Below are 22,716 nucleotides of genomic sequence, written 5' to 3' on the forward strand. Positions count from 1 at the left end.
GGTCGCGCCGGGCGGGTGGGTTAGCCCGGCGACCGACGGGTAAGCGCCGGTCCTCACCAGGTGGGAGGGATCAGATGTCCGAACGACACACCGTGTTGCGCTCGATGCACGATCTGGGATTGGCGGCCTGGTTCGGCGGTTCGCTGATGGGGGCGGTCGGCGTCAACAGCGCGGCGGCCCGGGTGGACGACTCGAAACAGCGGCTCGGGATCGCCTCGGCCGGCTGGGCCCGGTGGACGCCGGTCAACGCCGCCGCGATCGGCGCCCACGTCGCCGGTGCCGCCGGTGAACTGGTCACCGAGAGCCCACGGGTGATCGCCCAGGCCGGGGTGGCCCGGATGAGCCTGGTCAAGACCGGGCTCACGGTGGCGGCGCTGGCGGTGACCGGTTACAGCCGGATGCTCGGCATGAGGCTGCAACGGGCCGGTGGTTCACCGGTCGACGGGGTCACCGAGCCGAACCACGCCACGCCGAAGGACATCGCGGCCAGCCAGCGGCAGCTGCGGGTGCTCCAGTGGGCGATTCCCGCGCTCACCGGCGCGCTGATCGTGGTCACCGCGCTCGCCGGGGAACAGCAGAAGCCGGGGCAGGTGGCCCGGGGGATGCTACGCCGGGCCAGCGGCCTGCGGCAGCGCCGGTCCGGCGCCTCGCGGTACGCCTCGGGCGCGATGCGGCACGTACCGGGCGCGATGCGGCACGTACCGGGCGCGATGCGGCACGTGCCGGGGGTGATGGGGCACGTACCGGGGGCGGTGCGCCAGGCATCCGGCGGGCTGCGGTACGCCTCGAAGGGGATGGGCCGGGTGATGGCCGTACGGTCGGCCATGCACGCGCTGTCGATGCTGCGACGCTGAACGGGCGGACGGATCCGGGCCGGGCCCGGAGGGAACGCCGACGGCGGTCGGTGCCGGTGCGGCACCGACCGCCGTCGCGGGCGGATCCGAGGGTCAGCGGCTGGCCAGGCCGGCGCGCCGCTTGGTCCAGACGTCGAAGGCCACCGCCGCGAGCAGCACGATGCCCTTGACCAGCATCACCCGCTCGCTCGGGGCGCCGATCAGCGACATACCGTTGTTGATCACACCCATGATCAGGCCACCGGTGATGGCGCCGACGACCTTGCCCACGCCGCCCTGGACCGCCGCGCCGCCGATGAACGCGGCCGCGATGGCGTCGAGCTCGAAGGCGTTGCCGGCGGTGGGACCGGCCTGGTTCAGCCGGCCGGCGAAGATGACCCCGGCGAGGGCGGCCAGCACACCCATGTTGACGAAGATCCAGAAGATCACCGACTTGACCTTGACGCCGGAGAGCGTCGCGGCCTGGAGGTTGCCGCCGACGGCGTAGATCTGCCGGCCGAACACCGCCCGGTTGGTCAGCAGCGAGTACGCCAGCACCAGCACCGCCAGCAGCACCAGCACCCAGGGCAGGTTCTTGAACCGGGCCAGCTGCACCACCACCGCCAGCACCACCACCGCAGCCGCGATGATCTTCAGCAGGAAGAGCGGCAGCGGGTCGACGCTCTGCTGGTAACCGAGCCGGGCCTGGCGGCTGCGCCACTGCGTACCGGCGATGCCGACCACGGCGACCACGCCGACCAGGAGACTGAACAGGTCCGCGCCGCCGAGCGGCCCGAGGCCGATGTTGCCGAAGTAGCCGCTGGTGAACCCGTTGGAGAGGGTACGGATCTGCTCCGGGAACGGGCCGATGCCCTGGTTGCCCAGCACGGTCAGGGTCAGCGCCCGGAACAGCAGCATCCCGGCCAGCGTCACGATGAACGCCGGAATGCCGAAGTAGGCGATCCAGTAGCCCTGCCAGGCGCCGATCAGGCCGCCGACCACCAGCGTGATGAGCAGGGCGAGGGGCCAGGGTACGTCGTGGTTGACCATCAGCACGGCCGAGATCGCCCCGCTGACCGCGACCACCGAGCCCACCGAGAGGTCGATGTGCCCGGCGATGATGATCAGGATCATCCCGATCGCCAGGATCAGGATGTACGAGTTCTGCACGATGATGTTTGAGATGTTCTGCGGCTGTAGCAGGTCCCCGCCGGTCAGCACCGAGAACAACACGATGATCAGGGCGAACGCGACGTAGATGCCGCTCTGCCGCAGGTTCAGCGAGAGTCGCCGCTGCGGACGGCCGTCCGGTGGCCGGGAGTCGCCGACGCCCATCACGGCACCGGCATCTGCGCTCGCGGGTGCGATGCTGCTCATCGGGTCTACTCCTGTTCCTTGGTCATGTACTGCATGAGTCGTTCCTGGGTGGCGTCCGCGCGGTCGACCTCACCGGTCACCCGGCCCGCCGACAGGGCGTAGACGCGGTCGCAGAGGCCGAGCAGTTCCGGCAGCTCGGACGAGATGACCAGCACGGCCTTGCCCTCGTCGGCCAGCCGGTTGATGATCGAGTAGATCTCGTACTTCGCGCCCACGTCGATGCCGCGGGTCGGTTCGTCGAGGATCAGTACGTCCGGATCAGTGAAGATCCACTTGGACAGCACGACCTTCTGCTGGTTACCACCGCTGAGCTTGCCGGTGATGCTCGCGACGCTCGGCGCCTTGATGTTCATGCTGGCCCGGAAGTCGTTCGCGACCCGGTACTCCTCGTTCTCGTTCACCCAACCCCGGCGGGCGAGCTTGCGCAGGCCGGCGGCGGAGACGTTGCGCTTGATGTCGTCGATCAGGTTCAGCCCGTACCGCTTGCGGTCCTCGGTCACGTACGCGATGCCGTGCCGGATGGCGTCCCGGACCGAACGCAGCTCGATCTCCCGACCGTCCTTGAAGATCCGGCCGGAGATGTTCGTCCCGTACGAGCGGCCGAACACGCTCATCGCCAGCTCCGTACGACCGGCGCCCATCAGACCGGCCAGCCCCACGATCTCGCCCCGGCGCAGGCTCAGGTTGGCCTTCGAGACCACCACCCGACCGCGCTGGGTCGGGCTGTGCACGGTCCAGTCCTCGATCCGCAGGACCTCCTCGCCGATCCGCGACTCGTGCGGCGGGAAGCGGTTCTCCAGGGCCCGGCCGACCATGCCGGAGATGATGCGGTCCTCGGTGACCTCCTCGACCGACGGATCCAGGGTCTCGATCGAGCGCCCGTCGCGCAGGATCGTGATCCGGTCGGCGATGGCCCGCACCTCGTTCAACTTGTGCGAGATGATCACCGAGGTGATGCCCTCGTCGCGCAGGCCGCGCAACAGGTCGAGCAGGTGGGCGGAGTCGTCGTCGTTGAGCGCGGCGGTCGGCTCGTCGAGGATCAGCAGCCGTACCTTCTTCGACAGCGCCTTGGCGATCTCGACCAGCTGCTGCTTGCCGACACCGAGGTCGAGCACCGGCGTCACCGGGTTCTCCGCCAGGCCCACCCGGCGCAGCAGCACGGCCGCCTCGTGGTTGGTCCGGTTCCAGTCGATCAACCCACGGGTGGCCAGCTCGTTGCCGAGGAAGATGTTCTCGGCGATCGAGAGCTGCTGGGCCAGCGCCAGCTCCTGGTGGATGATCGCGATGCCGCGCTGCTCGCTGGCCCGGATGTCGCCGAACCGGCAGAGCTCGTCATCGAGAAGGATCTCGCCCTCGTACGACCCGTGCGGGTAGACGCCCGAGAGCACCTTCATCAAAGTCGACTTGCCCGCGCCGTTCTCACCGCAGATCGCGTGGATCTCGCCCCGGCGTACGGACAGGTTCACGTCCCGGAGCGCTTTCACCCCGGGGAACGTCTTGGTGATCCCGCGCATCCGCAGGATGTTGTCGTCGGTCATGCCTGGTGTCCCTCCGGGCTGTGCTGATCGCCGTCGAACCGCGTCACCCCACCGGGTCCCGCCGCCGGCCCGGTTGCCCGGCACCGGCGGCGGGACCGCGCGATCGGACTACTTGAGCTGGTCGGCGGTGTAGAAGCCGGAGTCGACCACGGCCTTCTGGTAGTTGGACTTGTCCACCACCACCGGCTGGAGCAGGTACGACGGGACGACCTTGTTGCCGTTGTCGTAGTCCGTCGTGTTGTTCACCTCGGGCTTGCCGCCCTTGAGCACGGCGTCGGCCATCTTGACCGTCACGTCGGCGAGCAGCCGGGTGTCCTTGTAGACGGTCGAGTACTGCTCACCCGCGATGATCGACTTCACCGACGCCAGCTCGGCGTCCTGACCGGTGACCACCGGGTACGGCTGGCCGGTGGTGCCGTAGCCGTTGCTCTTGAGCGCGGACAGGATGCCGATCGACAACCCGTCGTACGGCGACAGCACGCCCTGGACCTTGGTGCCGCCGCTGTACGTCTTGGTCAGCAGGTCCTCCATCCGCTTCTGCGCGGTGGCCGGGTCCCAGCGCAGGATGGCGACGGTCTTGAAGTCCTTCTGACCGCTCTTCACCACCAGCGTGCCCTTGTCGAGGTACGGCTGGAGGACCGACATCGCCCCGTTGAAGAAGAAGGTGGCGTTGTTGTCGTCCGGCGAGCCGGCGAACAGCTCGATGTTGAACGGGCCCTTGGCGTCGCCGTCGGTGCCGTCGGCCTTCTTCAGGCCCAGCCCGACCAGCAGCGAGGTGGCCTGCTCGACGCCGACCTTGAAGTTGTCGAAGGTGGCGTAGTAGTCCACGTTCGGGCTGTTGCGGATCAGGCGGTCGTAGGAGATGACCGGGATCTTCTTGTCCCCGGCCTCCTGCAACTGGGTGCTCAGCGCGGTGCCGTCGATCGAGGCGACGATGAGCAGCTTGGCACCCTTGGTGATCTGGTTCTCGATCTGGTTGACCTGGGTCGGGATGTCGTTCTCCGCGTACTGGAGGTCGACCTTGTAGCCCAGCTTCTCCAGCGCGCTCTTGACGTTGTCACCGTCGTGGATCCACCGCTCGGAGGACTTGGTCGGCATGGTCACGCCGATCAGGGCACCGGTGTTGTCCCCGCCCTCCGCACCCTGGTCGACCGTCTTGGTGCTTGAGCCGCAGGCCGTCAGGGCGGCGGCGAGCGTGATGGCTCCTGCCATCGACGCGAGCCGTACGAACCTCATGTTCTCTCCTTTGAGTACAGAGCGCGGGCCGACCGTGATCACGTGATCCGGCTGCGAAGGTCGCCGCGGTTTTCCTTGGGTGTCGACCGGCCTCGGGCCCGTCGACGGGTCGTACGGATGAGGGATCTGCCTCATCCCCTGCCCGGCAGCCCTTGGGCCAGCCGGTAGTAGGCCTGGTTCCAGCGCAGCCGGTCGGTGAATCCGGTGGCGGTGGTCTGCTGGTCGATCACCAGCAGCTCGGTGCGGAGCATGTTCGCGAAGTCCTGGAGGGTCTCCACCCCGACCGCCTGGGTCAGCACCGTGTGGTGCGGTCCCCCGGCGGTCAGCCACGACTCGGCCGAGGTGGACAGCGACGGGGCCGGCTTCCAGACCGCCCGCGCCACCGGCAGCTTCGGCAGCGGCTCGTCCGGCGGCACGACCTCGATCTCGTTGGCCACGAACCGGAACCGGTCGCCGAGGTCGGCCAGGCCGATCACCACGCCGGGGCCGGAGACGGCGTCGAAGACCAGCCGGACCGGGTCCTCCCGGCCACCGATGCCGAGCGGGTGGATCTCGCACGAGGGTTGCGCACCGGCGATGCTCGGGCAGACCTCCAGCATGTGCGCGCCGAGGATCTTCGGTTCGCCGGGCCCGAAGTGGTAGGTGTAGTCCTCCATGAAGGAGGTGCCGCGTCCGGTGCCGACGCCCATCGCCTTGACCGCCGCCAGCAGCGCGGAGGTCTTCCAGTCGCCCTCGCCGCCGAAGCCGTAGCCGTCGGCCATCAACCGCTGCACGGCGATACCGGGGAGCTGGCGTAGGCCGCCGAGGTCCTGGAAGTTGGTGGTGAACGCACCGAAGCCGCCGGTGGTGAGGAACTGGCGCAGGCCGAGTTCGATCCGGGCCGCGTACCGCAGTTCGGCGTGGCGTGGGGCGCCGGTGCCGAGTTCCGGGGCGAGCCGGTACTGGTCGGCGTACTCCACGACGAGCTTGTCGATGGCGTCGTCGGCCACCGCGTCGACCAGCTCGACCAGGTCGTTGACGCCGTACGTGTTCACCGAGACACCGAACCGCAGCTCGGCCTCCACCTTGTCACCCTCGGTGACCGCCACGTCGCGCATGTTGTCGCCGAACCGGGCCAGCCGCAGCGTACGCAGGTGGCTGTAGCCGGCGGCGGCCCGTGCCCAGCCCTCGATCCGGGCCACCAGCGCCGGGTCGGAGGCGTGCCCGGCGACGGTCTTGCGGGCCACCCCGAGACGGGTCTGGATGAACCCGAACTCCCGGTCGCCGTGGGCGGCCTGGTTCAGGTTCATGAAGTCCATGTCGATCGACGCCCACGGCAGCGCCACGTTGAGCTGGGTGTGCAGGTGCAGCAGCGGCTTGCGCAGGACGTCGAGCCCGCTGATCCACATCTTCGCCGGGGAGAACGTGTGCATCCAGGCGATCACCCCGATGCAGTCCGGGTCGGCGTTCGCCGCGAGCATCACCTGCCGGATCGCGCCCGCGTCGGTGAGCACCGGCTGCCACACCAGCTCGGCGGCGATCCGGCCCGCGCCGGTCAGCGTCCGGGCGATCTCCTGCGACTGCTCGGCGACCTGCGCGAGCGTCTCCGGCCCGTAGAGGTGCTGGCTGCCGGTGAGGAACCAGATCTGGGGTTTGGTCTCCGGTGTGATGGCGGATCCTCCTGTTCCGGGCATGGTCAGGCCTGCCCGTACACGTTCTGGTAGCGGGCGTGGAGCGAGTCGATGTCCTCGGTCGCCAGCGGCAGCGGCGTCCCGAGCTGGCGGGAGATGTGTACGGTCCGCGCCACGTCCTCGCACATCACCGCCGCCTTGACCGCCGCGCGCGCGCTCGCCCCGATGGTGAAGACGCCGTGGTTGCGCATCAGCACCGCCGGAGACCGGTGCCCGGTGAGGGTGGCCACGATGCCCTGACCGATCGAGTCGTCCCCGATCAGCGCGAACGGGCCGACCGGGATCTCCCCCCCGAACTCGTCGGCGATCATCGTGAGCACGCACGGGATCGGTTCGGCTCGCGCCGACCAGGCGGTCGCGTACGTGGAGTGGGTGTGCACGACGCCGCCGACGTGCGGCATGTGCTTGTAGACGTACGCGTGGGCGGCGGTGTCCGAGGACGGGGCCAGCCCGCCGTCGACGAGGTTGGCGTCGAGGTCGGTCACCACCATGTTGTCGGCGGTGATCTCGTCGTAGCTGACCCCGGACGGCTTGATGACCAGCAGGTCCGCACCGGGAACCCGGGCGGAGACGTTGCCGGCGGTCCAGACCACCAGTTCGTTGCGGGGCAGTTCGGCGTGGAGCGCGGCGACCTGGGCGCGCAGCGCGCGGATGGTCCCGGCGACGGATCCGGTGACGGTCATCGGTGCGCCGCCCGTCCGGCCGCAGCGGCGGTGGCGGTGGCGTCCGGAGCGGTGACCGTGGCGGCACCGGTCGCTTCCGCCAGGGCCTGCCGGCGGATCGCCCGGAGTCTGCGCATGACGCCGTTGCCTCCCCGGCCGAAGTGGTCGTGGAGTTGGCGGTACTCGTCGAACAGTTCGTCGTAGCGGGCCGCCGCCGCCTCGTCCGGGGTGTAGACGGCTCGTTCGACCCGGCCCATCCGGGCCGCCGCCGCGCGTACGTCGGGGTAGAGCCCGGCCGCGACGGCGGCGTGGATGGCCGAGCCGAGGGCCGGTCCCTGGGTGGAGGTGATCAGCGACAGCGGCAGCCGGGTCACGTCGCTGTAGATCTGCATCAGCAGCCGGTTCCTGGTCAGCCCGCCGACGACGACGAGTTCGGTGACCGGTACGCCGGCGTCGTCGAAGGTCTCGATGATGGTCCGGGTGCCGAACGCGGTCGCCTCCAGCAGCGCCCGGTAGATGTCCTCGGGGCGGGTGGCCAGGGTCTCCCCCACCAGCAGCCCGGACAGTTCGTGGTCGACCAGCACCGAGCGGTTGCCGCTGTGCCAGTCGAGCGCCACCAGCCCGTGCTGGCCGACTCGCTGTTCGGCGGCCAGCCGGGTCAGGTACTCGTGGGTGGTCAGCCCCTCGGCCCGCGCCCGCTCGGTGTAGGCGGCCGGCACCCCGGTCGAGACGAAGTGGGCGAAGATGTCGCCGACGCCGCTCTGCCCGGCCTCGTAGCCCCAGCTGCCGGCGACGATGCCGCCGTCGACCACGCCGCACATGCCGGGTACGTCCCGCAGTTCGCGCCCGTTCATCACGTGGCAGGTGGAGGTCCCCATGATGGCGACCATCTGGCCGGGTTCGAGGGCGTTGCCGGCGGCGGCGGTGACGTGCGCGTCGACGTTGCCGACCGCGACCGGGATGCCGACCGGGAGCCCGGTCCAGGCGGCGGCCTGCGGGCTGAGGAACCCGGCGGCGGAGCCGAGGGCACCGATCGGCTGGTCGAGCTTGGTCGACACGAAGTCCGCGAACGCGGGGTTGAGCGCGGCGAGGAACTCGGGGCTCGGGTAGTGACCGTCCTGGAGGATGCCCTTGTAGCCGGCGCTGCACGCGTTGCGGACGTAGCTGCCGGTGAGCTGCCAGACGATCCAGTCGGCCGCCTCGACCCAGCGTTCCATGGCGGCGTAGACCTCGGGGTCCTCCTCCAGCAGCTGGAGCGCCTTGGCGAACTCCCACTCCGAGGAGATCAGCCCACCGTAACGAGGCAGCCACGGCTCGTCGCGGGCGGCGGCGAGTTCGTTGATCCGGTCGGCCTGCGGCTGGGCGGCGTGGTGCCGCCAGAGCTTGACGTAGGCGTGCGGGCGGTCGGCGAACCGGGGCAGTTCGCTGAGCGGGGTGCCATCGGCCAGCGTCGGGACCATGGTGCAGGCGGTGAAGTCGGTGCCGATCCCGACCACGGCCGCCGGGTCCACACCCGCGTCGGCCAGTGCGGCCGGTACGGCGTACCGCAGCACGTCGACGTAGTCGGCGGGCACCTGGAGGGCCCAGTCCGCACCGAGCGGGACCCCGCCACCCGGCAGCGCGTCGGTGAGTACGGCGTGCGGGTACTCGAAGACCGCGGACCCGAGTTCGGTGCCGTCCACGGCCCGGACCACGACGGCACGGCCGGACAGCGTGCCGTAGTCGACACCGACTACGAGCGCTTCTGACGGATCGATGGGCATGTCTGGCACCTTCGGGGTGGACGAACGGGTCGGCCGCCTGAGAGATCGCAGGCTCGGACCCAGAGTATTATCGCTAACAATTGTGGGGTCAACCGGAGGCCGTAACATTTCGGTAACGGAGGCGGGGTGCTTTGTCACACAACCGGCTACGATCTGTTACCCGTACGACGCACGGGCATCCCGAGTACGTGCCGAAGCTCGGCCGCCGGTCAGCGCGGCGGTGGCGCGACGCTCGCCCGGGACACCAGGGCCGGTGCGACGCTCTGCCGCCGGGTCGTCGGCTGTCCGGACTCGATCTGCTCCAGCAGCAGGGCGAGACTCGCCCGCGCGACGGCGCCGAAGTCCGGCCGGATCGTCGTCAGTGGAGGGATGAAGTAGGCCGCCTCGGGCACGTCGTCGAAGCCGACGATGCTGACCTCCTCCGGCACCCGACGGCCCCGCTCGCTCATCGCCCGCAGGAGGCCGAGCGCCAGGTGGTCGTTGGCGGCGAAGATCGCGGTGACCTCCGGCATCCGGGAGAGCATCTGGCCGGCGCGGTAGCCGGCGGCGGCGGTCCAGTCCGCCGGCATCAGCGGCGGCAGTTCGGCCCCGGCGGCCTCCAGCGCCTCCCGCCAGCCCTCGATCCGGCCGGCGCTGTCGAACCAGTCGGGCGGGCCCGTAACGTGCCACACCGTCCGGTGGCCGGCGTCGAGCAGGTGCCGGGTGGCGTCCCGGGCACCGCTCGCCTGGTCGACCGTGACCAGCGCGGCCGACCGCTGCGGATCGCCGTCGATCGCCACCAGCGGCACGTCCGCGGGCAGGTCGTCGAGCGCCTCGTTGGCCGAGGTGACCGGTGCGATGACCATGATGCCGGCGACCCGGTGGTCGAGGTGCCGGGCCACCGCCTCGGCGATGGACCGGCGGTCGAGCACACTGACGCTGCCCACGCTGACCGCGAAGCCGGCCTCGGCCGCCGCCTGCTCGAAGGCGGCGAGCAACGACGCCGGCCCGTAGAGGGTGGAGTTCTGGGCGACCACGCCGATCGACTGCGAGCGGCCGGTGACCAGCGTCCGGGCCGCCCGGTTCGGTCGGTACCCCAGTTCGGCGATGGCGGCGCGGACCCGGCTGCGGGTCTGCTCGCGGACGTTCGGATGATCGTTGAGCACCCGCGACACCGTCTGGTGGGACACCCCGGCAAGGCGCGCGACGTCGGTCATCGCGGGATTGCGCATCATCCTGTTGTCCACTTTCATTACCTCACTGGGGGAAAGCTCACATACGCCGCGTCTGTGCCGAGCGCCGCCGGGGAATCTGATTATCGTCGGGCATGCCCGGTGCGTTCACCCACCCACGCACGGATACCCGCGGCGGACCGATCGGGTGGGCGCGTCATCGGCGACGGCCGACACGGTGCGTCATGCCGCAGCGCGCTCGGCGCGTCGGACTCCGCTCTCCTTCCACCACGGCCGATGCTCGGGCGGTAGCGCCTATGTTAGCGATAACATACGGTCCGTCAAGGGCGCTCCGCGTAAACCACCGTCACCATCGGACCTGCCGTGCGACGGCCGGCACCACCGGGAACTCCGACCGGCCCCGGTCCCGGCGGCACAGGAACCGGCGGGCGAGCCGCCGGCCGGCGTCGGACCACCGGGGCGAGACCGGACCCCAGGGCGAACGCGGACCAGACGGAGAGCCGAGGTCGTCCGGCCAACCCCGATCGTCGCGCCGGTCCGACGGCGGCCACTCCGGCACGCCGAAGGTCGGGGTGCCCAGCCACGAGAGGACGGCGGTCCCGTCCGCCCACTCGCCTACCCCGAGCTCCGCCTCTGAGGCGTGCTGGTCGAGCACAGCCATCGTGCTCACCTCCTCCGGCCTGCCGTACGGCGGCTGCCCCCTCGGCATCCGCCCTGCCATCAGGATCGGTCGAGCCGGGGCGCATCGGACAGGACCGGTGCCCGGCCCAGTTCCGACCGGCAGTGGACCTGGACACCACACGCACCGATGTGCGTCACAACCGCGCCACAACCACGGGAGGGCTTAATGGGAGTTGACACCCGTCGATCGAAGGAGATGATCCGATGACACGTCTGCGCTGGCGGGTCGGCAGTCTTGCCGCCACCGTCGTCGTCCCCACGGCGTTGCTGGCCCTGACCCCGGCAGCCGGCCAGGCCTGCTGCGACCCCAAGGTGGACCAGGTGGTGGTCTCGATCAACGGAACCATCTGCTGGGAACAGACGCCGGCCAACGTTCCACCGGCCGTACAGGCGCTGCCGGGCAAGGCAATCGTCACGGTGACCCTCTCGCAACCGACCACGACGGCGGTGAGCGTACTCTTCCGCACCACCGACGGCACCGCCGTCGCACCGGCCGACTACACCGCGATCCAACAACGGTTGGTGACGGTCCCGGCGGGGGCACGGGCCGTCGACGTGCCGATCGACATCCGACCGGACACCCTGCGCGAACCGGATGAATGGTTCAGCGTCAACATCTCCAACCCGTCGACCGGTGCCGTCATCGGGCAGGGGCGGGCAACGGTGGTGATCAAGGACGGGGCGCCACCCAGGGCCGCCATCGGTCAGTAGGACCGGGGAGCGACGACGGGCCGTGCGTCCCGGTCGAGACGCACGGCCAGCTCGTCCGCCTCCACGGTCGCGTTCGCCCGCCGGAACAGCGCCACCGCCAACCGCCAGTGGTGCTCGGTGCCGGCCCGATCACCGAGCCGCAGGTCCAGGTCGCCCAGGTGTCGGCGGACCCGCGCCTCCTCGTACGGGTCGGGTATCCGGGCACGCAGGGCGAGCGCGTGCCGCAGTTCGTCGCCGGCCTCGGTGAGGTCGCCCGCGCTCAGGTGCACCTGCCCCAGGTTGTGCCGGGTGACCGCCTCCAGGTGCTGGTCGGCGAGATCGTGGGTGAGCAGCAGCGCCCGCCGCAACGGGGTGACCGCCGCGGCGGGGTCACCCCGACGCAGCAGCGTCAGCCCGAGCCCGTTCATCGTCTCCGCCTCGTAGCGCCGGTCCCCGATCGTCCGGTAGACCAGCAGTGCCCGACCGAGGTGGTCGAGCGCGTCGTCGAGGGCGCCCCGGCCGAGATCGGCCTCACCGAGACTGTGCAGCACCGCCGCCTCAAGCCTCGGATTGCCGACCTCCCGGCTGATCCGCAGCGCCTCGGTCAGGTCGGGCGCGCTCAGCTCCGGCCGCCCCATCCGTACGTAGGTGTGTCCGGTGTTGTTCAGGGCCAGGGCGATGCCCAGGCGGTAGCCACTGGCGGTGTGGATGGCCAGCGCGTGCCGGAACGCCGTCACCGCGTCGTCGAACCGGCGCAGGCCGCTGTACGCCGCCGCGATGTTGTTGTACACGTGCCCCGCCCCGCGCTGGTCACCGCTGGCGAGCATCAGCGGCAACGCCTCGTGCAGGCCGTCCAACGCCGCGTCGAACCGGCGGGCCATGATGTGGGCGACCCCGAGTCCGCTGAGCATCAACCCCTCGGTGGCCGGGTCGCCGACCTGCCGGGCCGCGCGCACCCCCCACCGGCACATCTCCACCCGCTCGGGCCAGTGCCCACGGGAGTCGTAGAAGCCGATCAGCAGGTACGTGAGCTGCCAGGCGGCGGTCGGCTGCCCGTGCTCGGCCGCGTACCGGGTGATCGGCAGCAGGTTGCCCCGCTCGGCGTCGAGGAACTCCAGCGCCGCGTGGTGCTCGGCCGGGAACGGCGGCTCGGCCGGCGGATGGCGCAGCACCGGGGTCACCCGGTCCCGCCCCGGATCGAGCACCCGGTTCGCGGCGGCGGCGACCGCGACGTACCAGTCGACGATCCGTACCGCGGTCTCGTCCCGCCGCACGGGCGTCTCGTCGACGGCGGCGCACTGCTGGGCGAAGAGCGCGATCAGGTCGTGGAACCGGTAGTGGTCCACGCCGGTGGGTACGGCGAGGTGCGCCACCACCAGTTCGTCGATGATCCGGTGCGCCTGCGCCGGGTCCAGGTCCGCCACGGCGGCGGCGAGCAGGGGGTGGAAGGTCGGGCCGGGATGGAGCCCGAGCAGGCGGAACAGGCGTGCCGCGGGACCGCTCAGCGCCCGGTACGCACTGGCGAAGACCGCCCGTACGCTGCGCGAGTCGCCGTCCACGGTGAGCGCGTCGAGCCGGTTCGCCCCGGCCAGCTCGGCCACCAGGCTGCCGATCGTACGGTTGGACCGGCCGGCCAGCTTCGCCGCCGCGATCCGCAGGGCCAGCGGCAGCCGGTCGCAGAGCCGGACCAGCTCGGCCGCCGCCACCGGTTCGCGCTCGACCGCCCCGGCGCCGAGCAGTCGCCGCAGCACCGCCAGCGCCTCGGCGTCGGGCAGCACGTCGAGGTCGACCGGGCAGACGGCGTGGTGGGTGTTCAGGGCCGCCATCGTCTTGCGGCTGGTCACCGCGAGCATGGTGCCGGCGCTGGCGGGAACCAGCGGCAGTACGTCGTCGGCGGTACCGGCGTTGTCCAGCACGATCAGGATCCGACGGCCGTGCAGCAGCGAACGGTAGAGGCTCGCCTGCTCGGTCAGCTCGGCCGGGATCCGGTCCGCCGGTACGCCCAGGCTGCGCAGCATGTGCGACAGCGCGTGCTCCGGGGACAGGGTCGACTCCCGTTCGTGCCCGCGCAGGTCGACGAAGAGCTGACCGTCCGGGAAACGGCTCGCCACCCGCCGGCCCCACTGCACCACCAGGGCGGTCTTGCCGATGCCGGCCGGGCCCGAGATGAGCGCCAGCGGGAGGTCACCGTCGGAGTCGTCGAGCAGCCGGTCCAGGATGGACAGTTCCGCTCCCCGGCCGGTGAAGAAGCCGACCGGCGCCGGTAGCTGCATCGGCGTCGGCATCGGTGTCGGCGGGGCGGCCCCGGCGTCGGTGCGGGCGGCGGCTCCGGAGACGGCCACCGGAGCATGGTCGGTGGTCGGGCCCGGCTCCGGGTCGAGGCTCGGGTCGCGGCGCAGGATGCGGGTGTGCAACCGGGCCAGGTCCGGACCGGGGTCGACGCCGAACTCGTCCGCGAGACCGGCCCGCAGCCGCTGGTAGGCGTCGAGCGCGTCGGTCTGCCGGCCGCACCGGTAGAGCGCCAGCATGAGCAACCCGACCAGGCGTTCCCGGGACGGGTGCTCGACCAGCAGCCGCTCCAGTTCGCCGACGGCGACGACGTGCCGCCCCAACCGGAGTTCGGCGTCCCACCGGTCCTCGATCGCGGCGAGCCGCACCTCGGAGAGGCGGTCGACCTCCGCCGCACCCCAACCGGTCGGCTCGGCGTCGGCGAGGGCGACGTCGTGCCGCCACAGGCCCAGTCCCTCGCGCAGGTGGGCGACGGCGCGGGCGGGTGCCCCGGCGGCGAGTTCCTCCCGGCCCCGGCGGGCGTACTCCTCGAAGCGGACCGCGTCGACCGCCGCCGGATCCAGCCGCAGGGTGTACCCGGACTCCCTGGTCACCAGCACGTCCGGCAGGCCGCAGAGGGTCAGCGCCTGGCGTACCCGGGCGACGTGGCTGTGCAACGACTTGATCGCCGTACGGGGTGGGCGCTGGCCCCAGAGCGCGTCGACCAGCCGCCACTGCGGCACCACCGTGTCGGCCTTGAGCGCGAGCAGTCCCACCACGGCACGCTGGCGGGCGCCGACGAGCAGCGCGGGACCGGCCGGACCGATCACCTCCACCGGCCCGAGCAGGCGGATCAGCCGCCCTACCGGGGTCGCCCGGTCCAACCGGGCCGGAGCCGGAGCCGGGACGTTGGGGTCAGGGACCGCCGACATACGCCCCACGGCCCCCCTTCCGCGTGCCGGACACGCGTCATGAAGTCGTCTATGCACGCAGCATAGTGGCCGGGCAGGATCGATGGACAGCAATCGTCGGAGATCCGGCGCCCGGCCGGTGCCGTCGCCTCCACAACCGGCCACCGCGCCACCGGCCGGATCCCACAACCGTCACACAACCGCCCCGCAGCCCGAGGTCCGTACACAAGAGTCATGCGTCACCAGGCCATCCTCACCATCCCGCTCACCGTGACCCGGCAGGCCCGGCAGCCACTGCACGAGCAGATCGCCAGCCAGGTCGGCACGGCCGTGGAGCACGGGCTGCTGGCACAACGTACGCAGCTGCCGTCGACCCGTACCCTCGCCGCACTGCTCGGCGTCTCGCGGGGGGTGACGACGGCGGCGTATGAGTTGCTGTTCACCAGGGGTTACCTGGAGAGCCAGCCGGGCTCGGGGACGTACGTCGCCGGCCGCCCGGCCGGGAAGGAGTCCGGCGGACCGGGACGGGCCGGCGCTGGCGCCGCCGGACGGCGCCCGTGCGGGCTGCCCGAGCGGATCGCCGCGACCCGTCCACCGGCTCCCGCCGAACGCCCGGCGCCGCTCGACCTGCGACCGGGACAGGTGGACATCGAGGCGTGCCCGCTGCCGGCCTGGCGGGCGGCCTGGCGGCGGGCGAGCTTCAACCGGCCGCCGGCCGGGCCACTGCCCCCGCTGGGCCTGCCCGAGTTGCGCCGGGCCGTCGCCGAGCACCTGGCGGGCAGCCGCGGGGTGCCGCTGGCCGGTCGGGACGTGGTGATCACCGCCGGGACCGGGCCGGGACTCCGGTTGGTGCTGGACGCGTTGGGCCTGCACGGACGCCAGGTGGCGATCGAGGAACCGGTGCCGCCGGCCCTGCACCGGGCCGCCGCCGGGGACTCGGAGCGACCGGCCGCGCTGCCGGTCGACGCCGAGGGGGCCAGGCTGGACGCGGTCGGTCCGAACTGCCGGGCGGTGGTGCTCAGCGCCGACGCCCAGGTGCCGCTCGGCCACGTGCTCTCCGCCGAGCGGCGCCGGGCCGCCCTGGCCTGGGCGACGAGCACCGGCGGGCACGTCGTCGAGCTCGCCTGCGACCCGGTGTTCCGGCCGTCGGTGAGCCAGCTACCCCGGCTGTACGGCACCGCCGGCGCCCGGTCGATCCTGGTCGGCGGCTTCTGTGAACTGCTCACCCCGACCCTGAACCTCGGGTACGCGCTCGTGCCCCGTGAACTCACCGCCACCGTCGGCCGCCTGCTCGGCGAGTACGCCACGGCGCCGCCGTACCTGAACCAGCTCGCCCTGGCGTCACTGCTGCGCGACGGCGTGATCGTCCGGCTGATGCACCGGCTCGGCCGCCGGTACGCCGCCCGGCGCCGGATCGTCGAGTCCGCGCTCGCCCCGGTCCGCCGGATCCGCCTCGGTGCGCCGCACGGGGTCAACACGGAGGTGCTGTACCTGCCGGAGCGGCTCGACGCGCAACAGGTCGCCGGCCGGGCGCTGGCCCACGGCGTACGGGTGTCGACGCTGGCGCCGTACCACTTCTCCGGCCGGGCGACGCCGCCCGCGCTGGTGATCGGTTTCGGTCACCTGCCCGATGAGGACCTGCACCGAAGCATGTCCCGCCTGGTCGACGCCCTGTCCGAGCCGGGCTGACCGGTCCGGCTCGACGCCTCAGCCCCCGGCCGGTGGTTCCAGTTCGAAGAGCAGGCAGGTCGAGGTGGCGTGGGCGATCAGCCGGTCGGCGCCGTCGAGCACCCGTGCCTCGGCCAGTGCCGTACGCCGGCCGCGCTGCAACACGGTGCCCTCGCAGCGCAGCACCCCGGAGCCGACGGTGGCCGGGCGGAGGAACTTCACGTTGAGGTCGAGCGAGGTGTAGCCGACGCCGGCCGGCAGGGTGCTGTGCACCGCACACCCGGCGGCGGTGTCGAGCAGGGTGGAGAGCACGCCGCCGTGCACGCTGCCGAGCGGGTTGTAGTGGAACTCCTGGACCTCCATCTCGACCACCACCCGGCCCTCCTCGGCGGTCAGCCGGCCTATGTCGAGCAGGTGCATCACCGGCGGTGGCGGCAGCTCGCCGGCGATCATGGATCGGAGCACGTCCAGGCCGCTGCGCCGGCCCAGGCTCGCCGCGTTGATCGAGGGGTCGGACCAGGAGAAGGTTCGGCTTCGGGGCTGAGTCTGAGTCACAGACGCAGCGTCGCAGGCGTTGCTGCGTCTGTCAACGAGACTTAGCCTGGCGGGGTGACACCGACGGTTATGGACTGGGAACTGGACAACTGCACCATCGCCCGGGCGATGGAGATCCTCGGTGAACGCTGGACCGTGGTGGTGCTCCGCGAGGTCTTCACCGGCGTACGACGCTTCGACGACATGCGCGAGCGGACCGGGATCCCCCGGCAGGTGCTGACCAACCGGCTGGCGAAACTGGTCGACGAGGGGCTGCTGCGCCGGGAGCCCTACCGCGAGCCGGGCGCCCGGCTGCGGCACGAGTACCGGCTCACCGACAAGGGCCTGGATCTCTGGCCGATGCTGGTGGCCCTGCTCGCCTGGGGTGACCGGTACCTCGCCGACCCCGAGGGCTCTCCCCTGCTCACCGCGCACCGCGACTGCGAGGCCCCGGTCCACGTCGAGCTGCGCTGCGCCGACGGACACGAGGTCACCAGGGCACGGGACGTGGTGCCGCGCCCCGGTCCGGGCCTGCGCCGCCGCCCCGCCCCGGTCGAGGTCGGCCCCGGCGGTCACGGTTGACCCGGGACCCGGTCAGGGCTTGGACGCCGGCACCTCGGCCCGGGGGTGCAACGGAGGTCCGTCGACGGCGCAGTGGACCCGTACCGGGCTGGCCGGGGTCGGCTCGACGGGCCCGGCGCCGGTCGCGGACGGGCTACCCGGCGCGGCGAGCCGGGACGGGATGCCGACCAGGCTGATCACCGCGCCGAGCAGCAGCAGACCCGCACAGATCAGCATCGAGATCCGGTAGACCGGCCCGAGTTCGGCCGCGTCGGTCAGGCTGCCGGTGCCAATACCGGCGGCCAACGGCAGGACCGCGACGGCGAGCAGACCGGCCGCGCGGGCGACAGCGTTGTTCACGCCGCTGGCAATGCCGGCATGGCGCTCGTCGACCGAGCCGAGCGCGGTGGCGGTCAGCGGCGCCACGGTCAGCGACAACCCCAGGCCGAGCAGGAGCACCGCCGGCAGCACACCGGTGAGGTAGGTCGTTCCCGGCCCGATGCCGGCGAGCAGCACCAGTGCCGCCGCGCAGACGACCGGGCCGACCGTCATCGGGATCCGTGGGCCGATCCGCTGCCCCAGCGCACCGGCCCGCGCCGAGAGCAGCAGCATCAGCACGGTCACCGGCAGCATCGCGGTCCCGGCGGCCAGCGGGCTGAACCCCACGACCACCTGGAGGTTGAGCACGACCAGGAAGAAGACCCCGCCGAGTGCGGCGTACACGGCGAAGGTCACCAGGTTCACCGCGCTGAACGCCCGGACGGAGAAGACCTCCAGCGGCAGCATCGGGTGCGGGGACCGCCGCTCGGTGAGGACGAAACCGACCATACCGACCACACCGACGGCCAGCGCACCGAGCACCGTCGGCGAGGTCGGCCCGGCCGCCGGCCAGGCGGTGAAGCCGTACGTCAGTCCGGCGAGACCGGCCGCGCCGGTGAGCACTCCGACGACGTCGAGATGGTCCGGCGCGTCCGGATCACGGGACTCCGGTACGTGCCGGAGCGCGACCAGCGCCACGATCGCCGCCAGCGGTACGTTGATCAGGAAGACCAGCCGCCAGCTCGCCGACTCGACCAGCCACCCGCCGAGGAACGGCCCGAGGGCTCCGGCGATGCCACCGAGCCCGGACCAGGCGCCGATCGCCTTCGCCCGGTCGTCCGGGTGGAACGACGCCCCGAGGATCGCCAGCGCCCCCGGCGTGAGCAGCGCGCCGCCGATGCCCTGGAGCACCCGCGCGGCGACCAGGATCTCGACGTTCGGTGCCAGCCCGCAGAGCAGCGAGGCGGCCGCGAACCAGATGATGCCGAGTACGAAGATCCGGCGGCGGCCGAACCGGTCACCCAGTGACCCGCCGAGCAGGATCAGCGCGGCGAGGCTCAGGGTGTAGCCGTTGACGGTCCACTGGAGTGCCGCCGCCCCGGCGTCGAAGTCGTCGCCGATCCGGGGCAGCGCGATGTTGACCACGGTCGCGTCGATGAACGCCAGACCGGAGCCGAGCACGGTGGCGAACAGGACCCAGCGGCCGGCCGGTCGCCCGTACCGGACCAGCTCGCCGGCCGGTGCGGGGGTGGTGGTCATCGGTGCTCCTTCGGCAGGGGACCACCAGGCTAACCCCGCCGACCCGTCATGATCAGAGAGGGTTGAGGCGGGCCTTGAGCAGGCAGAACTCGTTACCCTCGGGGTCGGCCAGGACGTGCCACGACTCCTGACCGGTCTGGCCGACGTCGGCCGGGCGCGCACCGAGCTTCAGCAGGCGTTCCAGCTCGGCGTCCTGATCACGGTCGGTGGCGTTGACGTCGATGTGCAGCCGGGATTTCCCCTGCTCCGGCTCATCCCGGCGGCTGAGGAAGATCGTCGGCTGCGGCCCGCCGAACCCCTCGCGCGGCCCGATCTCCACCGAGCCGTCCACCTCGCGATCGAGCACGACGAAGTCCAGGACCTCGCACCAGAACCGCGCCAGCAGCTCAGGGTCACGGCAACCGAGCACGAGCTCACCGATACGACACGCCATTGACGAAACCTGCCCTCAGTCCGGTAACCACCGGTGCGCCCATACCCGAACCTGATGGGCTCCCAGCAGTGGAAACAACCCCGCGACCGTACCCGACGGGGCGAGCGCGGGCGAACCGATTTCAATGGCCGCCGCGCCCCGGCAAGCCATTGCACTTCATCGATCACCGCAGCAGAATGAGGTGGCGTCCACCATCCCATGTGGACAGACCTGGGAGGGAACATGTCCCGTCGCACCCGTACCATCCGCCGGTCGCTCGCGATGCTGGCGGCAACCGCCGGTGCCGCCACGGCCATCGTCTTCGGCCCGGCCACCCCCGCGCAGGCGATCCCGCACTGCCGCTCCGGATACCAGTGCAGCTACTTCTACTACAGCTCCGCCGAGTACGAGCAGGTCGTCGGCGGCCGGACCATCTTCTGCGACGGCAGCAGCGACACGTTCGGCGTCACCACCCGCTGGCTGGAGTTCACCACCGCGCAGTGCAACGACCCGCTCTGAGCTGACGTGAGGCGGATCGACGCTGGGTAATCCAGGTCGGTTCCAGGAAGAGTAGGGCAGCGCTCGCTACCGTTTCCTCGCCCGGCGACGGAGGGAGATCCGGTGCTGATGCCTTCTCTGATCACGCAGGCGCCGGGTCGCCTGCGATCCCGGCTGAGCCCCGGCACGGTCGCACCGGCGGCACTCGCGGCGCTGATCGCGGTCGCGGCGGTCGCGGTGCACCGAGCCACCGGGCAGTTCTGGTGGGACCTCGCCGCCTACCGTACGGGCGCGGTCGCCGCCGCGAACACCGACGGCAACCTGTACGACGTTGCCGTACGGGGCACCGACGGCATCGCACTGGGTTTCACGTACCCGCCGTTCGCGGCACTGCTGTTCCAGCCACTCGCGTACGTCGGGCCGGACCTCGCCATCGCGGTCTGGACGTTCGCCTCGGTCCTTGCACTGGTCGCCGTTGTCCGGGTGACCCGGCGGTCGGTCGCCCCCACGGCCGACCGCCGTGCCGTGCCGGTGCTGGTCGCCACGGTGGTGGCGCTGCCGGTGTTCGCCGTCTCGGGGCACCTCCAGGCCGGACAGGTCGGCCTGTTCCTGCTGCTGGTGGTGCTGGTCGACCTGACCGGCGATCCCCGGCAGCGGTGGCACGGCCTCGGCGTCGGTCTGGCCGCCGGACTCAAGCTGACCCCACTGATCTTCGTGCTCTTCCTCGTCGCCACCGGGCGGTTCCGGGCGGCGGCGACGGCGGTGGCCGGGTTCCTCGCCACGATCGCGCTCGGCTTCGCCTGGCGGCCGGCGGACTCGGTGCAGTTCTGGGGCGGCACGCTGCTCGACTCGTCCCGGGTGACGGGTGACCCCCGTACGATCCTGAACCAGTCGCTGCACGGCGCGCTGGCCCGGTTGGCCGACTCGGCCGACGTGTCCACGGTCTGGCTGCCGGTGGCCGCCCTCGTCGCGGCGGCGGGCACCGCCCTCGCGGCCTGGTGCGTACGCGCCGGCGAACCCCTGCTCGGGGTGCTCGCCTGCGCGGCGACCGGCCTGCTGGTCTCCCCGGTCTCCTGGCACCACCACTGGGTCTGGGTGGTGCCGGCGCTGGTGCTGCTGGTCGAACGGGCCCGACCCACCGGCAACCGGATCGGGCTGGCGGTCGCGGCCTCGGTCTGGCTCGTCGCAGTGGCGAGCACCAGTTGGGTGCTCGTCGGGATCCAGGGCTGGGACCTGCACTTCCGGGGCTGGGGCCTGGTCTACAGCAACCTGTACGTGCTGATCGGGCTCGCCGGGCTCGGCTACCTGCCGTTCCTCCTGCGTCGGCGGCGGGCGTGAACCGCACCAGCGTGTCGCCGACGGTAGTCAAGGTTGCATCCAGGGCCGGTTCAGAAGGGGTTCCATGCCGATCGGTACCGTCGCTCCCATGTCCATGACAGACGCCGAAGCGGTCGGGGGCACGCCGCGATCCACCGTGGGAGGCACGGCGTGACCGTCATCGCGCCGGAGGCGCCGGTCCGGGAGGTGGCGCGTCCGACCGGGCGGCGTGGCTGGCGCTGGTGGGTCTACTCCGCGCTGGTCGCCGCCGGGGCACTCTGGCTGGCCTTCGTCGTGGCGCATCTGGTGCTCAGCGGCCAGTGGTGGCTGTGGCTCGCGGTGGACGCCATCCCCCCGGTGTTCTTCCTCGTCGTCCCGGTGCTGCTGGCGGTCGGGGCGGCCCCGTGCAGTCGATCGCGGGGACCGGTGGCGTTGCTCGCCGCCGCCGCGCTGGTCCTCGGCGGGTCCCTGTCCGGGATCAACCCGCACCGGTTCGCCGGCGGCGACGGCCCCGCTCCGGCGGACGCGATCCGGGTCCTCTCCTGGAACACCGGCTACTGGGACGAGGGCGGCGAGACCGAACCGCTCTACCGCAAGTTGCGCGACGCCGACGCCGACATCTACCTGTTGCAGGAGTACTGGTACGAGAAGACGCCCGAACCGCTCGACCCGACGGCGACCCGGCTGCGGGCCGAGTTCCCCGGCTTCCACATCGCGATCGTCGGGGAGTTGATCACCGTCTCCCGCTTCCCGATCCTGCGTCAGATCCCGTTGGACGCCCCCGACCTGCCGCCACCGTCGATGGGCAGCACCGACCACTGGCTGTACAAGACGCTCCGTACCGACCTGGATCTCGGCGGGGGTCGGGTGCTGTCGGCGTACAACGTGCACCTGCCGGTGCAGTTGTCACCGGAGGACGGTCCGCTGAGCCGGGACTTCTACCGGGTGATCAAGGACCAACGCGGCCAGCGGGAACCGCAGTTCCGGGCGTTGGCCGGTGACGTCGCGACGAACGACAACCCGGTCCTGGTGGCCGGCGACCTCAACACCAGCCCGGCGATGGGTGACGTACGCAAGTTGCCCGACGGTCTGCGCGACGCGAGCTACGCCATGGCGTCGCTCTACCCGAGAAGCTGGGCCGAGTCGTCCAACTGGCCCCGCTGGTGGCGACTGGACTGGGCGTTCGTCTCCCCCGACGTCCGGGTCCACTCGTACGAGTTCAGCAGCGCCCGTGGCGTGTCCGACCATCGCCCCCAGGAATTGGTCATCTCGACCGGATAGTCGACAAGGGACTCCGAAACCATTGGTCACGTCCATTCCACGCCTTTTTCGAGGCGTGGAATGGTC

At 71.5% G+C, this 22,716-nt stretch carries 19 protein-coding genes; 7 read left to right on the top strand and 12 right to left on the bottom strand.

The window, feature by feature from the left end; genetic code table 11:
- The first annotated feature begins 74 nt into the window (after positions 1-74).
- Entirely contained in the window at positions 75-854 is a 780-nt protein-coding gene (locus ACZ6QQ_RS25720; RefSeq protein WP_465879714.1) for a hypothetical protein, read from the top strand.
- Between the two features lie 93 nt (positions 855-947).
- On the opposite strand, the gene mmsB is transcribed toward ACZ6QQ_RS25720, so the two are convergent.
- The 8 genes from mmsB to ACZ6QQ_RS25760 all read right to left on the bottom strand — a co-directional run bounded on the left by mmsB (position 948) and on the right by ACZ6QQ_RS25760 (position 10,912).
- A complete protein-coding gene (gene mmsB / locus ACZ6QQ_RS25725; RefSeq protein ID WP_465879716.1) occupies positions 948-2,210 on the bottom strand; it encodes a multiple monosaccharide ABC transporter permease in 1,263 nt (420 codons plus the stop codon).
- A 5-nt stretch (positions 2,211-2,215) separates the two neighbouring features.
- On the bottom strand, positions 2,216-3,748 hold the full coding sequence (mmsA, locus tag ACZ6QQ_RS25730; RefSeq protein ID WP_465879718.1) for a multiple monosaccharide ABC transporter ATP-binding protein: 1,533 nt from the start codon (positions 3,746-3,748) through the stop codon (positions 2,216-2,218).
- Between the two features lie 108 nt (positions 3,749-3,856).
- Positions 3,857-4,984: a multiple monosaccharide ABC transporter substrate-binding protein gene (gene chvE / locus ACZ6QQ_RS25735; protein WP_465879719.1), complete on the bottom strand. Its 1,128-nt coding sequence runs from the start codon at positions 4,982-4,984 to the stop codon at positions 3,857-3,859.
- A 131-nt stretch (positions 4,985-5,115) separates the two neighbouring features.
- Complete coding sequence (gene araA / locus ACZ6QQ_RS25740; RefSeq protein WP_465879720.1) at positions 5,116-6,657, bottom strand: L-arabinose isomerase; 1,542 nt, start codon at positions 6,655-6,657, stop codon at positions 5,116-5,118.
- A 2-nt stretch (positions 6,658-6,659) separates the two neighbouring features.
- On the bottom strand, positions 6,660-7,337 hold the full coding sequence (locus tag ACZ6QQ_RS25745) for an L-ribulose-5-phosphate 4-epimerase (protein ID WP_465879721.1): 678 nt from the start codon (positions 7,335-7,337) through the stop codon (positions 6,660-6,662).
- Complete coding sequence (gene araB / locus ACZ6QQ_RS25750; protein ID WP_465879722.1) at positions 7,334-9,079, bottom strand: ribulokinase; 1,746 nt, start codon at positions 9,077-9,079, stop codon at positions 7,334-7,336. Before araB ends, ACZ6QQ_RS25745 begins: the two co-directional genes overlap by 4 nt.
- 209 nt (positions 9,080-9,288) lie before the next feature.
- Complete coding sequence (locus tag ACZ6QQ_RS25755) at positions 9,289-10,275, bottom strand: LacI family DNA-binding transcriptional regulator (protein WP_465879839.1); 987 nt, start codon at positions 10,273-10,275, stop codon at positions 9,289-9,291.
- 322 nt (positions 10,276-10,597) lie between these two features.
- Positions 10,598-10,912, bottom strand: coding sequence for a hypothetical protein (locus ACZ6QQ_RS25760; RefSeq protein WP_465879724.1), 315 nt, complete (start codon positions 10,910-10,912; stop codon positions 10,598-10,600).
- 224 nt (positions 10,913-11,136) lie between these two features.
- Here ACZ6QQ_RS25760 and ACZ6QQ_RS25765 point away from each other — a divergent pair, with 224 nt between their 5' ends.
- Positions 11,137-11,643, top strand: a complete 507-nt coding sequence (locus tag ACZ6QQ_RS25765) for a Calx-beta domain-containing protein (RefSeq protein ID WP_465879727.1) — start codon at positions 11,137-11,139, stop codon at positions 11,641-11,643.
- Here ACZ6QQ_RS25765 and ACZ6QQ_RS25770 read toward each other — a convergent pair.
- Positions 11,637-14,822 (bottom strand): AfsR/SARP family transcriptional regulator, encoded by a 3,186-nt coding sequence (locus ACZ6QQ_RS25770; protein WP_465879728.1) that lies wholly within the window; start codon positions 14,820-14,822, stop codon positions 11,637-11,639. The genes ACZ6QQ_RS25765 and ACZ6QQ_RS25770 overlap by 7 nt on opposite strands.
- A gap of 213 nt (positions 14,823-15,035) precedes the next feature.
- Between ACZ6QQ_RS25770 and ACZ6QQ_RS25775 the strand changes: the two genes are divergently transcribed.
- On the top strand, positions 15,036-16,490 hold the full coding sequence (locus ACZ6QQ_RS25775; protein WP_465879730.1) for an aminotransferase-like domain-containing protein: 1,455 nt from the start codon (positions 15,036-15,038) through the stop codon (positions 16,488-16,490).
- Between the two features lie 18 nt (positions 16,491-16,508).
- Here the strand turns inward: ACZ6QQ_RS25775 and ACZ6QQ_RS25780 are convergent, their stop codons facing one another.
- Positions 16,509-17,024, bottom strand: coding sequence for a PaaI family thioesterase (locus ACZ6QQ_RS25780; RefSeq protein ID WP_465879731.1), 516 nt, complete (start codon positions 17,022-17,024; stop codon positions 16,509-16,511).
- A 69-nt stretch (positions 17,025-17,093) separates the two neighbouring features.
- Between ACZ6QQ_RS25780 and ACZ6QQ_RS25785 the strand changes: the two genes are divergently transcribed.
- Positions 17,094-17,585: a winged helix-turn-helix transcriptional regulator gene (locus ACZ6QQ_RS25785; RefSeq protein WP_465879840.1), complete on the top strand. Its 492-nt coding sequence runs from the start codon at positions 17,094-17,096 to the stop codon at positions 17,583-17,585.
- A gap of 12 nt (positions 17,586-17,597) precedes the next feature.
- Here the strand turns inward: ACZ6QQ_RS25785 and ACZ6QQ_RS25790 are convergent, their stop codons facing one another.
- A complete protein-coding gene (locus tag ACZ6QQ_RS25790) occupies positions 17,598-19,142 on the bottom strand; it encodes an MFS transporter (RefSeq protein WP_465879732.1) in 1,545 nt (514 codons plus the stop codon).
- A 52-nt stretch (positions 19,143-19,194) separates the two neighbouring features.
- Positions 19,195-19,575 carry a VOC family protein gene (locus tag ACZ6QQ_RS25795; RefSeq protein WP_465879734.1) on the bottom strand — a complete coding sequence of 127 codons (381 nt, stop codon included), beginning with the start codon at positions 19,573-19,575 and terminating at the stop codon, positions 19,195-19,197.
- A gap of 222 nt (positions 19,576-19,797) precedes the next feature.
- On the opposite strand from ACZ6QQ_RS25795, the gene ACZ6QQ_RS25800 reads away from it, so the two are divergent.
- The 3 genes from ACZ6QQ_RS25800 to ACZ6QQ_RS25810 all read left to right on the top strand — a co-directional run bounded on the left by ACZ6QQ_RS25800 (position 19,798) and on the right by ACZ6QQ_RS25810 (position 22,650).
- On the top strand, positions 19,798-20,073 hold the full coding sequence (locus ACZ6QQ_RS25800) for a DUF6289 family protein (RefSeq protein WP_465879735.1): 276 nt from the start codon (positions 19,798-19,800) through the stop codon (positions 20,071-20,073).
- A 120-nt stretch (positions 20,074-20,193) separates the two neighbouring features.
- Positions 20,194-21,390: a glycosyltransferase 87 family protein gene (locus ACZ6QQ_RS25805; RefSeq protein WP_465879842.1), complete on the top strand. Its 1,197-nt coding sequence runs from the start codon at positions 20,194-20,196 to the stop codon at positions 21,388-21,390.
- Positions 21,391-21,540: 150 nt separating this feature from the next.
- The gene (locus tag ACZ6QQ_RS25810) at positions 21,541-22,650 is read left to right on the top strand and encodes an endonuclease/exonuclease/phosphatase family protein (RefSeq protein WP_465879737.1); all 1,110 of its coding nucleotides are present in this window, start codon (positions 21,541-21,543) and stop codon (positions 22,648-22,650) included.
- Positions 22,651-22,716 lie beyond the last annotated feature (66 nt).

This window comes from Micromonospora sp. NPDC049529 (assembly GCF_055586685.1).